Below are 15,861 nucleotides of genomic sequence, written 5' to 3'. Positions count from 1 at the left end.
GACGCACCCACACCTGACGAAGCCGGAATGATGGAGAGCTGACCAATGGCCACGTCCGCGGATCAGATCGTCGAAGCCCTCCGGGCCTCGCTGCGGGAGAACGACCGGCTGCGCAAACAGAATCAGCAGCTGGTCGACGCCGCCGGTGAACCCCTCGCCATCGTCGCCATGAGCTGCCGATTCCCGGGCGGTGTGCAGACGCCCGAGGAGTACTGGCAGCTGGTCGCCGGAGGCGTTGACGCGCTGTCGGAATTCCCCGCCGACCGCGGATGGGACCTGGGTGCACTCGATGTGGCCACCACCCGCGGAGGCTTCGTCCACACCGCCGGCGCATTCGATCCACAGTTCTTCGGTATGAGCCCGCGCGAGGCACTGGCCACCGACCCGCAGCAGCGGCTCCTCCTGGAGGTTTCCTGGGAGGTATTGGAGCGGGCGGGCATCGACCCGATGACGCTGCGCGGCAGCAGGACAGCCGTCTTCGCGGGCTGCAGCAATCAGGAGTACGGCGCCGGGCTGCGTGACAACGTCCCCGAGGGTGTCGCAGGGCACCTCCTCACCGGCACCACGGGAAGCGTCGTCTCCGGCCGGGTCGCCTACGCCCTCGGCCTCGAAGGTCCCGCCGTCACCGTCGACACCGCCTGCTCCTCCTCGCTGGTCACTCTGCACCTCGCCGCACAGTCCCTCCGGGCGGGCGAATGCGACCTCGCCCTTGCGGGCGGGGTCGCGATCATGTCCACCCCCGCCGCCTTCGTCGAGTTCGACCGGCAGGGCGGACTCGCTGGTGACGGCCGGTGCAAACCGTTCTCCGACGACGCCGACGGCACCGGCTGGGGCGAGGGCGCCGGGATGCTGCTGGTCGAACGGCTCTCCGACGCCCGCCGCAACGGCCACCCCGTGCTGGCTCTGCTCCGCGGCAGCGCCCTCAACCAGGACGGTGCCTCCAACGGCCTCACCGCCCCCAACGGCCCCGCCCAGCAACGGGTGATCCGCTCCGCGCTCACCGGTGCCGGGCTGACCGCCGCCGACGTGGACGCCGTCGAGGCACATGGCACCGGTACGACGCTGGGCGACCCGATCGAGGCACAGGCGCTGCTCGCCACCTACGGCAAGGACCGGCCGGCCGACCGGCCGTTGTGGCTGGGGTCGGTGAAGTCCAACATCGGGCACACCCAGGCGGCCGCGGGTGTGGCCGGTGTGATCAAGATGGTGCTCGCCCTCAGGCACGGTGTCCTGCCGCGGAGCCTGCACACCGCCCGGCCCTCCACCCACGTGGACTGGTCGGCGGGCCATGTCCGGCTGCTGACCGAGCCCGTGGCCTGGCCGGACGGTGACCGGCCGCGCCGCGCCGCCGTCTCGTCCTTCAGCATCAGCGGCACCAACGCGCACACCATCCTGGAACAGGCTCCGCAGGACCGGGCTCCCTCCCCGGACGACCGGGAACCGGCCGCGGACGGCCGGGAACAGGCCGTCGAAGCAGCCCCACACCACACCGCGGCCCGCCTTCCGTACCTCCCGTGGGTGCTCTCCGCCCGCAGCGCGGAGGCCCTGCGCGCACAAGCCGGCCGTCTGCTGACGCACCTGGAAGCCCACCCCGACACGGACCCGCAGGATCTGGCCTACTCGCTCGCCACCTCCCGGTCCGCCTTCGAACACCGTGCGGTGCTGCTCGGGACCGACCCGGCCGAACTGCACAGCAGGCTGACCGCACTCGCCGAGGAGGGCCCCGACGCGGCAGGCGCGGTCACCGGCTCCCCCCGCCGCGGCAAGACCGCGTTCCTGTTCACCGGGCAGGGCGCACAGCGCCTCGGCATGGGCCGCGAGCTGTCCGAGACGTTTCCCGCCTTCGCCGAGGCCTTCGACGCCGCCTGTGAACACCTCGACCCGGAGCTCGAACGTCCGCTGCGCGCCATCGCCTTCGGCGACGACGCGGCCCTGCTGGACCGGACCGGGCACACCCAGCCCGCGCTCTTCGCCTTCGAAGTGGCCCTCTTCCGGCTGCTGACCTCGTGGGGCATCGAGCCCGACGTCGTGATGGGCCACTCGATCGGCGAACTCGCCGCCGCGCACTGCGCCGGTGTGCTGTCCCTTCCGGACGCCTGCCGGCTGGTGGCGGCCCGCGGCCGGCTGATGCAGGCACTCCCACCCGGCGGAGCCATGGCCTCCCTCCAGGCAACCGAAGCCGAGGTGCTGCCGCTGCTGACGGACACCGCGGACCGAGTGAGCATCGCCGCGGTCAACGGCCCCGAGGCCACCGTCATCTCCGGCGACGAAGCTACCGTGGACACCCTCGCCGGCCACTTCAGGGACCTGGGACGCAAGGTCTCCCGACTGCGGGTCAGCCACGCCTTCCACTCGCCGCTCATGGACCCGATGCTGGAGGACCTGCGCGCCACCGCCCGCGATCTGACCTACCGGCAGCCGCAGATTCCCGTCGTCTCCAACGTCACCGGCCGCCTCGCCACCCCCGACGAACTCTGCCGCCCTGACTACTGGGTGGGCCACGCCCGCCAGAGCGTCCGCTTCGCTGACGGCGTACGCGCCCTCGCCGAGCGCAACGTCACCCGGCTCGTCGAGCTCGGCCCCGACGGCACCCTGACCGCGCTGGCCGCGGCCTGCCTGCCCGACGGCGACAGACTGCTGACCCCCCTCCTCCGCAAGGACACCCCCGAGGCCGTAAGCCTGCTCACCGCGATCGGCAGACTCCACCTCTCCGGCGCCCCCCTCGACTGGGCCGCCCTGCTGCCCGGCGCCCGCCGCGTCGATCTCCCCACGTACCCGTTCCAGCGCACCCGCTACTGGCTCAGCGCCACACCCCCCGACGACGCCCCCGTCGGCCGGCCGGCCGACTCCGCGTTCTGGACCGCCGTCGAGCAGCAGAACGTGCCGGAACTCGCCGACAGCCTCAGCCTCGACCGCTCCCTCCTCGAACCGGTCGTCCCCGCCCTCGCGGCCTTCCACCACGACCAGCAGCAGCACTCCACCGCCCGGACCTGGCGGTACGCGGAGCACTGGGAGCCGGTCGAGCCCCAGGCCACCACGACCGCACCGGCCCACTGGCTGCTCGTCGTCCCCGCCGAGGGGCCGGAGGAGCACCAGCCCGTCGTCGACGCCCTCACGACCGCACTCGCCGGGCACGGCGCGACCGTCACCACCCTGAGCCTGCCGCCGGACGCCGACCAGATCGCGCAACGGATCGAGGAGTCCCGCGACCAGGCCCGCAACCGGGACCGGGACCGCGACCAGGCCCGCGACCCGGACGAGATCAACGTCCTCTCCCTCCTCGGCCTGGGCACCGCACGCGACCCCCATCACCCCGGGGCCCCCGCCGCCCTCGTCCTGACCGGTGCGCTGATCCAGGCACTGCTCCGCGCCGACGCCCCCGTGCGACTGTGGAGCGCGACCCGCGGCGCTGTCAGCATCGGCCGCTCCGACCGGCTCAGCGCCCCTGGTCAGGCCACTCTCTGGGGCCTCGGCCGCAGTGCGGCCATCGAACACCCCGACCACTGGACCGGCCTGGTCGACCTGCCGGAACAGCTCGACGCACGTGCCCTGGACCGACTGTGTGCGGTGCTCCACAGCGCCGGCCACGACACCGGGAACGGCAAGGAGTTCGCCCTCCGAGCCTCCGGCCTCTTCGCCCGCAGACTGATCCGGGCCCCCCGCCCCGAGCAGCCCAGCGGATCGACCGCCTGGGCCCCGGCCGGCACCACGCTGATCACCGGAGGCACCGGCACCATCGGCTCCGCCCTCGCCCGCCGACTGGCCCGCCAAGGCGCCGAGCATCTGCTGCTCATCAGCAGGCGGGGCCCCGACGCCCCGGGCGCCCAGGACCTCGTCGCCGAACTCGCCACATACGGCACCCGGTCCACCCTCGCCGCCTGCGATCCCGCGGACCGCGACGCCTTGGCCCAGCTCCTTGCCTCTCTCCCCGAAGACCAGCCGCTGACCAGCGTCTTCCACACCGCGGGCGTCCTCGACGACGGCACCCTCGCCACCATGGACGCCGAGCGGTTCGCCACCGCCCTGCGCCCCAAGACCGAGGCCGCGGCCAACCTCCACGAACTGACCCGCGCACACGACCTGACCGCGTTCGTGCTGTTCTCCTCCCTCGCGGGCACCCTCGGCGCGGCCGGACAGGCCAACTACGCGGCGGCCAACGCCGGCCTGGACGCCCTCGCTCAGCACCGGCGCGCCCACGGCCTGCCCGCGACCAGCATCGCCTGGGGCCCCTGGGCACACGAAGGCATGGCCGCCGACCCCGCTCTGCGCGCGAAGCTCAGCCGCGCGGGCCTGCCGCCCATGGAGCCGGAAACCGCACTGGTCGCGCTGCACCAGGCACTCGACCACGGCGAGACACACCTCGTCATTGCCGACATCGACTGGGACACCTTCCCCGCAGGCCGCAACGCGCTCTTCGCCAAACTGCCCGAAGCCGCCGCCCAAAACCCCGGCCAGGACACCGGGGCCGAAGGCGTCCGCAGCCTCCTCGCCACCCTGCGCACCCCCGCCGAACAGGAACAACACCTGCTCCGCCTGGTACGCCTGACCACCGCCACCGTGCTGGGATACCCGGGCTCCGAATCCGTCGGGACGACCCGCACCTTCCAGGAACTCGGCACCGATTCCCTCACCGCGGTCGAACTCCGCAACACCCTCTCCGCGGCCGTCTCACTGCCCCTGTCCCCGACGCTCGTCTTCGACCATCCGACGCCGCCGGCACTGGCACGCCATCTGCGCACCGAACTCCTGGGAGACCTCGGGGAGCAGCACACCGCCGCACTCGCGCACCCCGTACAGGCGGACGGGGAACCGATCGCCATCGTGGGCATGGCCTGCCGCTACCCGGGGGACGTACGGTCACCGGAGGACCTCTGGCAGCTGATCGCCGACGGCGGCGACGCCATCACGCCCTTCCCCGAGGACCGCGGCTGGAACCTCGACGCTGTCTACGACCCCGACTCCGGCTGTCCGGGCACCAGTTATGTGCGCGAGGGCGGATTCGTCCGCAGCGCCGGCGATTTCGACCCCGGCTTCTTCGGGATTTCGCCACGCGAGGCACTGGCCATGGACCCCCAGCAGCGGATGCTGCTGGAGACCTCCTGGGAAGCCGTGGAACGGGCCGGCATCGCCCCACTGTCGCTACGGGGCAGCCGCAGCGGACTCTTCGTGGGCTGCGGTTACCAGGGCTACGGGTCGGGTGCCGGCGATATGCCCGACGACCTCCAGGGCCATCTGCTCACCGGAAGCTCCGGCGCGGTGGTGTCGGGCCGGGTGGCGTATGCGCTGGGCCTGGAGGGGCCCGCCGTGACCGTGGACACGGCATGTTCGTCGTCGCTGGTCGCCTTGCATCTGGCGGTGCAGTCCCTGCGCTCGGGCGACTGTGACCTCGCCCTCGCCGGCGGAGTGACCGTGATGTCCACACCGGGTGCGTTCATCGAGTTCAGCAGGCAGCGTGGCCTTGCCGCGGACGCCCGCTGCAAGGCGTTCGCGGAGGCCGCGGACGGCACCGTCTGGGGCGAGGGCGCCGGCATCGTGCTGGTGGAGCGCCTCTCGGATGCCCGGCGCAACGGCCACCGGGTGCTGGCCGTCGTCCGCGGCAGCGCCATGAACCAGGACGGTGCGTCGAACGGCCTGACGGCACCGAACGGCCCCTCCCAGCAGCGGGTGATCCGGCAGGCACTGGCCGGCGCGGGGCTGTCGGCGTCGGACGTGGATGCGGTCGAGGGCCATGGGACGGGCACCACGCTGGGCGATCCGATCGAGGCACAGGCACTCCTGGCCACCTACGGCCAGGACCGCGACGCGGACCGCCCGTTGTGGCTGGGTTCGGTGAAGTCGAACATCGGGCACACCCAGGTGGCAGCGGGTGTCGCGGGCGTCATCAAAATGGTGGAGGCGTTCCGGCACGGAGTCCTGCCACGGACGTTGTACGCGGACCAGCCGTCCTCACACGTGGACTGGTCGGCAGGTCACGTCCGGCTGCTGACCGATGACGTGCAGTGGCCGGAGGGAGCCCGGCCCCGTCGGGCAGGTGTGTCGTCATTCGGCCTGAGCGGCACCAACGCACATGTCATCCTCGAACAGCCCCCTGCGGACGAACCGCAGGCCGCGATATCCCGGACACCCGCACCGTCCCTCGTGCCCTGGGTAATCTCAGGACGCAGCGAGGCGGCCCTGAGGGCGCAGGCCGCACGCCTGTCGGCGCATCTGAAGGACCGGCCCGAACTGGACCCGCGGGACGTGGGACGGTCGCTCGCCACCACCCGGTCGCCGTTCGAACACCGGGCCGTCGTGCTCGGTGAGGACAGGGAAACGCTGCTCGACCGCTTGGACGCGCTCGGCCGCGGCGAGCCGCAGGGGAAGATCGTCGCAGGCCTGGCCACCTCCGAAGGCAGCCTTGCCTTTCTGTTCACCGGACAGGGGGCGCAACGGGTGCAAATGGGCCGGGAGTTGTACGAGGACTTCCCGGTGTTCGCGGAGGCGTTCGATGCGGTGTGCGCGCACTTCGACGGTGAGTTGACCTCGCCCCTGCGGAGTGTGGTGTTCGCCGCCGACGGAGACGCGGAGGCAGATGCGGAGTCAGACGCGGAGGCGCTGCATCGGACGGAGTTCACTCAACCGGCGTTGTTCGCCGTTGAGGTGGCGTTGTTCCGGCTGGTCGAGTCCTTCGGTGTCCGGCCGGACTACCTGGTGGGCCACTCCATCGGCGAGTTGGCGGCTGCCCATGTGGCGGGCGTCCTGTCGCTGGAGGACGCCTGCCGCCTGGTGGCGGCGCGCGGTCGGTTGATGCAGGCGTTGCCGGCGGGTGGGGCGATGGTGGCGCTTCAGGCCACCGAGGCCGAGGTGGCGCCGCTGCTGGCGGGCCGTGAGCGGCGGGTGAGTATTGCCGCGGTGAACGGCCCGCAGGCAGTGGTGGTCTCCGGCGAGGAGTCCGTGGTCGCGGACATCGCCGGGCGTTTCGAGTCCGAGGGGCGGAAGGTGAAGCGGCTCCAGGCCAGCCATGCCTTCCACTCCCCGCTGATGGAGCCGATGCTCGACGCATTCCGTTCCGTCGCCGAAAGCCTGGCATTCGCAGAGCCCCGTATCCCGGTGGTCTCGAACGTGACCGGCACTCTCGCCACGGCAGAGGAACTGACCTCCCCCGATTACTGGGTGCGGCATGTCCGCGGCGCCGTCCGCTTCGCCGACGGCATCCGGTGGCTGGAGAAGCACGAGGTCACCCGGTTCCTGGAGATCGGCCCGGACGGCACGCTGACCGCCATGGCGCAGGGATGCCTCGACGGCCACGCGGACCACCTCCTCGTGCCCGCCCTCCGCAAGGACCGTTCGGAGGTGACGGGGCTCCTCACCGCCCTCGGCCACGCCCATGCCCGCGGAGTTACCGTCGACTGGGCCACCTTCTTCGCCGGCGCCCGCCACACGGATCTGCCCACCTACGCCTTCCAACACCAGCGCTACTGGCTCGGGCTGGCCCACACCAACGCCACAAACCTCGGTGCGGCGGGCTTGCAGGCAGCCGAACACCCCCTGCTCGCGGCCACCATGACGCTCGCCGACTCCCACTCCGTCGTCTTCACCGGACGGCTCTGCGCGCAGGACCACCCGTGGCTGGCGGATCATGTCGTCGACGGCTCCCTCCTCGTGCCCGGAACGGCCTTCCTGGAACTCGCACTCCGCGCCGCCGACCAGGCCGGCTGCGACCACGTCGAGTCATTGACCGTCGAAGCCCCCCTGGTGCTCCCGGCACACGAAGCCGTCCAGCTGCAAATGCGCATCCAGGAGCCGGACCTCCACGGCGCCCGCACACTCACCCTCCACTCCTGCCGCATCGGGAGCACCGGTGTCGCGGAGGAACCATGGGTCCGGCATGCCACCGGCGTGCTCGGAGCAGGCGATCACCGCGAGACCTTCGACTTCGCGGTGTGGCCCCCGGAAGGAGCCCGGCCCGTCCCGACGGACGGTCTCTACGAGGCCTTCGCCGACGCCGGGATCGACTATGGTCCCGCCTTCCGCGGGTTGCGCGCCGTATGGCGGCGTGACGGTGACCTCTTCGCCACAGTGGAGATCCCCGAAGCGGCGGAGGCCTCGTCATTCGGGCTGCACCCCGCACTGCTGGACACCGTCCTCCATGCGCTGGCGCTCGAAGGGGACGAGACCGCCGTACTCGGACAGCAGCCGCTCTCCTGGCAGAACGTGAAGCTCTATGCCTTGGGAGCCACTGTGCTCCGGGCACATATGTCGACGAGCGCGGACGGCGGGGTGTCGCTCCAGCTGGCGGATGCCGTAGGACAACCGGTGGCGGAGATTGCTTCCCTCACCCGGCAGCCGATGACGGCGGAGCTGTTCAGTCGCGCCCGGCAGGGCGGCACCCACTCCGACGCGCTGTACCGGGTCGACTGGACCCCGGTACCCGAGACCGCCGCGGAAGCCGTCGACCTCGTCGATCTCCACGACCTCGACTCTGCACCGGGCGATGATCTGCCGTCATTCGTCGCGCTGCGACTCGACACCCCCACCGGTGAATCCGTCGCAACGCCGGCGGCCGCGCGGGCCGCGACGTACCGCGCCCTGGCCTGCATACAGCAGTGGACGGAATCCGAGCGCTGCTCCACTGCCCGCCTCGTGGTGGTGACCCGGAACGCCGTCCCGGCGGAACTCCAGCACCCCGACCCCGCACAGGCCGCGGTCTGGGGCCTCGTCCGCGCCGCACGCGTCGAGCACCCCGACCGCTTCGTGCTGGTGGATGTGGACGGCACGGAAGCCTCGCTGGCAGCGCTGCCGACCGCCCTTGCCACGGGGGAGCCCGAACTCGCCCTGAGGGAGGGCACGGCCTATCTGCCGAGGCTGAGCATGAACATCCGGCGGGACGAGCTGCCGATGCCGTGCCTGCCGCAGGACGGATGGTGCCTCGAAAACGCTGCCGAGGGCACGCTGGAGAGCCTGCGCCTGGTGCAGCGACCCGAGGCAGTGGATGAGCTGGCGAACGGCCAGGTACGCATCGCGGTGCGGACGGCCGGGGTGAATTACCGCGATGTGCTGAACGTCCTCGGGATGTACCCGGGCGATGCCGTGGCCCTGGGCATCGAGGGCGCCGGGGTGGTCACCGAGGTCGGCCCGGGAGTGACCGGTTTCGCTCCGGGCGACCGGGTGATGGGACTGTTCACCCAGTCCTTCGGCCCCCTCGCGGTGGCTGATGGACGTACTCTCGCCCGCATCCCCGAGGGCTGGTCGTTCGCGCAGGCGGCGTCGGTTCCGGTGGTGTTCCTGACGGCGTATTACGCGCTGGTGGAGCTGGGCGGTCTCCAGGCGGGGGAATCCGTGCTGGTGCATGCCGGTGCGGGTGGTGTGGGGATGGCTGCGGTGCAGTTGGCGCGGCATCTGGGTGCGGAGGTGTTCGCCACCGCGAGTCCGGGGAAGTGGGGGACGCTTCGGGCTCTGGGTCTGGACGAGGCGCATATCGCGTCGTCGCGTGATCTGGACTTCGAGGAAGCCTTCCTGGCGGCGAGTGGTGGCCGGGGTGTGGATGTGGTGCTGGATTCCCTGGCGCGGGAGTTCGTGGATGCGTCGTTGCGGCTGTTGCCGCGGGGTGGGCGCTTCCTGGAGATGGGCAAGACCGACGTCCGTGAGCCGGGGGAGGTGGCGGCGGAGCATGAGGGGGTGCGCTACCAGGCGTTCGATCTGTTGGACGCCGGTCCCGAGCGGATCGGGGAGATGCTGACCGCACTTGTCGGCCTCTTCGAGGAGGGTGCGCTGGAGCCGTTGCCGGTGACGGCGTGGGATGTGCGCAGGGCTCCTGAGGCGTTCCGGTTCCTGAGTCAGGCGCGGCATGTGGGCAAGGTCGTGCTGACCATGCCCGTGCCCCTCGATCCGGAGGGGACGGTTCTGGTGACGGGCGGGACGGGTGGTCTGGGTGCGTTGGTGGCCCGGCATCTGGTCGTCGAGCACGGCATACGCCATCTCCTGTTGGCGAGTCGTCGGGGTCCGCAGGCTTTGGGTGTGGATGCCCTGGTGGATGAACTGGCGGGTCTGGGTGCTGAGGTCGAGGTGGTGGCGCGCGATGTGTCCGATCGTGAGGCGCTGAGCGGTCTGCTGGATGCGGTACCGAAGCAGCACCCCCTCACCGCCGTCGTGCACACCGCAGGCGTACTCGACGACGGCACGCTGTCCTCGCTGACGCCCGCTCGCATGGACGCGGTGCTGGCGCCGAAGGCGGATGCGCTGCTGCTCCTGGACGAGTTGACGCGTGAAGAGGACCTGGCGGAGTTCGTGGTGTTCTCGTCGGTGGCGGGAACATTCGGCAGCGCGGGCCAGGGCAACTATGCGGCGGCAAACGCCTGTGTGGATGCCCTGGTACACCGGCGTAGTGGTTCGGGCCTCCCCGCGAGGTCGCTGGCGTGGGGTGCCTGGGCTCCGGGCGCGGGAATGACCGGCGAGCTCGGCGAAGCCGATCTGCAACGCATGGCACGCGGCGGCATCACCCCCTTCACCGAGGAGCGGGGTGTGGAGGCTTTCGATGCCGCCCGCCACACCGCAGTGCCCGTGGTCGTCCCGGTCCAGCTGAATCACACGATGTTGCGAGAGCAGCATGCCGCCGGAGTCCTTCCTCCGCTCATGCGAGGTCTCCTGGGGAGGAGCACGCGTCGTACGGCTGTCTCCTCGTCGGATGAGACGACGCCGGCGGACGCCCTGCGGTCGCGGCTCTCCCCTCTGTCCCAGGACGAACGGCGAGCAGCGGTCCTGGAACTCGTACGGACTCAGGCGGCACTGGTCCTGGGACACTCCGGCCCCGAAGCGATCGAGCCCACCCGCGACTTCCGGGGACTCGGTGTCGACTCGCTCACCGCCGTGGAGCTGCGCAACCATCTTCAGGCGGCCACCGGACTGGCGATGCCCGCCACCTTGGTCTTCGACCACCCCTCTCCGCTGAGGGTGGCTCGCCACCTGGAAGGCGAGTTGTCCGGTGGGGGCGAAACGGTTGACGCGGGTGTCATGGCTCCCACGAACGCAGACGCCGATCCGGATGAGCCGGTGGCGATTGTGGCGATGAGCTGTCGGTTCGCTGGTGGTGTGGGGTCGCCGGAGGAGTTGTGGGGGTTGTTGGCTGGGGGTGGGGACGGTGTGGGGCCGTTCCCGGTGGATCGTGGTTGGGATGTTGAGGGGTTGTATGACCCGGTGCCGGGTCGTCCGGGGAAGGTTTCCACGCGTGAGGGTGGGTTCTTGCCGGGGGTGGATGAGTTCGATCCGGGGTTCTTCGGGATTTCGCCGCGTGAGGCGGTGGCGATGGATCCGCAGCAGCGGTTGTTGCTGGAGGTGTCGTGGGAGGCGTTTGAGCGGGCGGGGATTGTTCCGGGTTCGCTTCGGGGGTCGCGTACGGGGGTGTTTGCGGGGACGAATGGCCAGGATTACACGGGGTTGTTGGTGGCGTCGGGTGAGGAGGATTTGGGGGGTTATATCGGTACGGGTAATGCGGCGAGTGTGGTGTCGGGGCGGTTGTCGTATGTGTTTGGTCTTGAGGGGCCTGCGGTGACGGTGGATACGGCGTGTTCGGCGTCGTTGGTGGCGTTGCATTTGGCGGTGCAGTCGTTGCGTGCGGGTGAGTGTGATCTGGCGTTGGCGGGTGGTGTGACGGTGATGTCGACGCCGGGGTTGTTTGTGGATTTCAGTCGGCAGCGGGGGTTGGCTGCTGATGGTCGGTGCAAGGCGTTTTCGGATGCTGCGGATGGTGCGGGGTTTTCCGAGGGTGTGGGTGTGCTGGTGGTGGAGCGCCTTTCGGATGCGCGGCGGAATGGTCATCGGGTGTTGGCGGTGGTGCGTGGCAGTGCGGTGAATCAGGATGGTGCGTCAAATGGTTTGACGGCGCCGAATGGTCCCTCCCAGCAGCGGGTGATCCGTCAGGCGCTCGGGGCGGCGGGACTGTCGCCCTCCGACGTGGATGTGGTCGAGGCGCACGGTACGGGGACGTCGTTGGGTGATCCGATCGAGGCACAGGCGCTGCTGGCGACGTACGGTCAGGATCGCGAGTCGGGCCGGCCGTTGTGGTTGGGGTCGGTGAAGTCGAACCTCGGGCATACGCAGGCGGCTGCGGGTGTGGCGGGTGTCATCAAGATGGTGCTGGCGTTGCAGCACGGCGTCCTTCCGCGGACTCTGCACGTCGATGAGCCGTCGTCGCATGTGGAGTGGTCGGCGGGGGAGGTGCGGCTGCTGACGGAGGCGGTCAAGTGGCCGGAGTCGGATCGGCCGCGGCGGGCCGGTGTGTCCTCGTTCGGCATCAGCGGCACCAACGCCCACACGATCATTGAAGAGGCGCCGGCATCCGAAGCATTGCCCGACAGTGAGGAGCCCCTCAAACTGCCCGCAGTCCCTTGGGTCATCTCAGGACGCGACGAAGCGGGCTTGCAGGCCCAGGCGCAACGGCTCCTGGCGCACCTGGACGAATTCCTGCTCGATCCTTCTGACGTGGGCTTCTCATTGGCAACGTCAAGGGAGATATTCGACCACCGCGCTGTGCTGCTCGTCGACGGTCACGAGACGGCCGTACAGGGGCTGACCGCACTCGCTGAAGGCCGAAAAGCCGCCGATGTGGTGCGCGGTACCAAGCAACAGGGGCGGTCCGCATTCCTGTTCACCGGGCAGGGGGCGCAGCGTTTGGGAATGGGCTGGGAACTGTATGACACGTTCCCAGTTTTCGCGGACGCGTTTGATGAGGTATGCGCTTGCTTTGACGCCGAGTTGGGGTCCTCCCTCCGGGGAGTCGTGTTCGGTGATGATGCGGAGGCGCTGAACCGGACCGGTTTCACTCAGCCGGCGTTGTTCGCGGTGGAGGTGGCGCTGTTCCGGCTGGTGGAGTCGTTCGGTGTGCGGCCGGATTTCCTGGTGGGCCATTCCGTTGGTGAGTTGGTGGCTGCGTATGTGGCGGGGGTGTGGTCGCTGGAGGATGCGTGTCGTTTGGTGGCGGCGCGTGGGCGGTTGATGCAGGCTCTCCCGGCCGGCGGCGCCATGGTCTCCCTCCAGGCCACCGAGGCCGAGGTGCTGCCGCTGTTGGAGGGCCAGGAGCAGCGGGTGAGTATCGCCGCGGTGAACGGTCCGCAGGCGGTCGTGGTCTCCGGTGAGGAATCCGCCGTGGCGGAGATCGCGGGGCATTTCGAGCCCGAGGGCCGGAAGGTGAAGCGGCTGCGGGTGAGTCATGCCTTCCACTCGCCGTTGATGGGCCCGATGCTTGCGGAGTTCCGGGCCGTCGCGGAGAGCGTGGCATACGCGAAGCCGCGTCTTGCGGTGGTCTCGAATGTGACCGGTGAACTCGCCACGGCGGAGGAACTCACGTCCCCTGACTACTGGGTGCGTCATGTCCGTGAGGCCGTCCGTTTCGCCGATGGAGTCCGTTGGCTCGCAGAACATGGCGTGACCCGGTTCCTGGAGATCGGGCCGGACGGCACTCTGACCGCCATGGCACAGGCGTGCACAGACAGTGCGGACCTGCTGCTGTTGCCCGCGTTGCGCAAGGACCGGCTGGAGTCGGAAGCCCTTGTGGCGGCGGTCAGTGGCATGTTCGTCAACGGTGCGGATGTGCAGTGGCATGCGCTCTTCCCGGGGGCACGGTGGGTCGATCTGCCCACGTACGCGTTCCAGCGCGAGCGCTTCTGGCCGAGCAATTCGGAGACCGTGGCCAGGGACGTCGCGGCTCAGCCGGCGGACGACGGGGCCGCGTGGTTCTGGGAGGCCGTAGAGCGCGAAGATCCAGACGCCCTGGCCGGGGAACTGGCGATCCCCGGGGACGCCTCGTGGGATGAGGCCCTGAGCGCGTTGTCCTCGTGGCGGCGGCAGCAGCGTGAGCGGTCGGCGGTGGACGGCTGGCGCTATCGGGTGCAGTGGAAGCCGGTCGGTGTGGGAGCCGGGGAGAAGCTGTCCGGGCGCTGGTTGCTGGTAGTGCCCGAGGGCATGGCGGGCTCGGGCTGGGCCTCTGCGGCGGTGGAGGGGCTGGCGGCGTGTGGTGTGCGGGTTGAGCGGGTGGATTGCGGCCCGGATGCGGATCGGGTTGCGCTGGCCGAGCGGTTTGCGGGGTTCGAGGGTGACGCCGTCGCGGGCGTGATGGTGCTGCCGGGCGGCATGGAGGGCGAATCCTCTGATGGGGTGCCAGCAGGTGTGTGGTGGACGGCTGTGGTGCTGCAGGCGTTGGGTGATGCGGGTGTGGGCGGACGTGTGTGGGTGGTGACGCGGGGGGCTGTTGCCACCGGCCAGTTCGATGGTGGTCCGGACCCGGCGGGGGCGGCGGTGTGGGGTCTGGGTCGGGTGGCGGCTTTGGAGTTGCCGGATCGTTGGGGTGGTCTGGTGGATCTGCCGGAGGCTGTGGACCGTGGGGTGCTCGACCGCCTGGTCGGGGTTCTCGCTGATGGTGGTGAGGATCAGGTGGCGGTGCGGGCGTCCGGTGTCTTCGGGCGGAGGCTGGCGCACGCCCCGGCTCCTGCTGGGGATGCGGCTGATGGTTGGCGGCCGCGGGGGACGGTGTTGATTACGGGTGGTACGGGTGCGTTGGGTGCGCGTGTGGCGCGCTGGGTGGCCGAACGCGGTGCCGAGCATGTGATCCTCACCAGCCGTCGGGGCCTGGAGGCCCCTGGCGCGTCGGAGTTGGAGTTGGAGCTGTCTGCCCTTGGGGTTCGGGTGACGGTGGCGGCCTGCGATATCGCGGATCGGGATGCGGTTGAGGAGTTGCTGTCCGGGTGTGTGGTGGATGCCGTGGTTCATGCGGCGGGTGTGGTGGATTCCGTGCCGTTGGGTGAGGCGGATACGGAGCATTTTGGTGAGGTGATGGGGGCGAAGGTTAACGGTGCTGTGGTGCTGGACGAGGCCCTGCGCGATCGTGTGCTGGATGCGTTTGTGGTGTTCTCGTCGGTTGCTGGTGTGTGGGGGAGTGGTGGTCAGGGGGCGTATGCGGCGGGGAACGCCTTTGTGGAGGGGTTGGTTGAGGCGCGTCGTGCGCGGGGTGTGGTGGGTTGTGCGGTGGCGTGGGGTCCGTGGGCCGGTGGCGGTATGGCTGGTGTGGAGGGTGCGGAGGAGCATCTGCTGCGGCGTGGGTTGAGGGCGTTGGATCCGGCTCTTGCGGTGTCGGCGTTGGAGGCGGCGGTTGGTGCTGGTGAGGGTTCGGTGGTGGTGGCGGATGTGGAGTGGGAGCGGTTCGCTCCGGCGTTCACCAGTGCCCGTCCGAGTCCGCTGCTGGAGGGCCTGCTGGAAGACTTGCCGAAGGCCGCTGACGTAGTAGGTGGCACGTCCCAAGAGGACGCCCAGGACGCGGGGCAGCCCTTCCTCGGCAGGGTTGCGGGCCTTTCCGCGGTGGAGTGCGCGCAAGCCGTACTCGACCTCGTACGCAGCCACACGGCTGCTGTTCTCGGATTCCGCGATATGAGGGCCGTGGAGCCTGTCAGGGCATTCCGGGACCTGGGCTTCGACTCGCTCACCGCGGTCGAGCTGCGGAACGGGCTGAACGCCGACACCGGAATGCAGCTCCCCGCCACCCTGGTCTTCGACTACCCCACACCACAGCTTCTCGCGGAGCATGTGCACGACGCCTTGTTCGGTTCCGCAGACTTCGAGCCGGAGGCCGCCGTACTCGCTGACCTGGACCGTCTCGCCGGCGCGATTTCAGGATTTTCCCCAGAGAACGCCGCCAGGGGGCTCGTCGAGGCCCGTCTTCGAAGCATCCTGGCTGAGCTGGGCGGGGTGGCCGAGGACGAGGCGAAGTCCGCCGTGTCCCAGCAGCTGGATGCGGCATCGGACGACGAGATCTTCGATTTCATCAATCAGGAGCTCGGACGTTCCTGAACGCCGCAGGTGAACCGTTCCGGTCTACAACGTATGGGGCAAGTTCCA

General features: G+C 70.0%; 1 protein-coding gene. It reads left to right on the top strand.

Going from position 1 to position 15,861, the window contains the following annotated elements; translation table 11 throughout:
* Nucleotides 1-45 precede the first annotated feature (45 nt).
* Nucleotides 46-15,813, top strand: coding sequence for a type I polyketide synthase (locus SLV14N_RS02400; protein WP_263267806.1), 15,768 nt, complete (start codon nt 46-48; stop codon nt 15,811-15,813).
* Nucleotides 15,814-15,861: the final 48 nt, after the last annotated feature.

The sequence above is a fragment of the Streptomyces sp. Je 1-4 4N24 genome (assembly GCF_026239515.1).
In the GTDB taxonomy this organism is placed as follows: domain Bacteria; phylum Actinomycetota; class Actinomycetes; order Streptomycetales; family Streptomycetaceae; genus Streptomyces; species Streptomyces nigrescens.
The sequence above is the reverse complement of the archived record's forward strand: the minus strand, read 5'-3'. Positions and strand labels throughout refer to the sequence as shown.

Excerpts from the sequence above, each read along its gene's own strand:
- SLV14N_RS02400 (WP_263267806.1), top strand. The coding sequence starts at position 46 with ATGGCCACGTCCGCGGATCAGATCGTCGAAGCCCTCCGGGCCTCGCTG.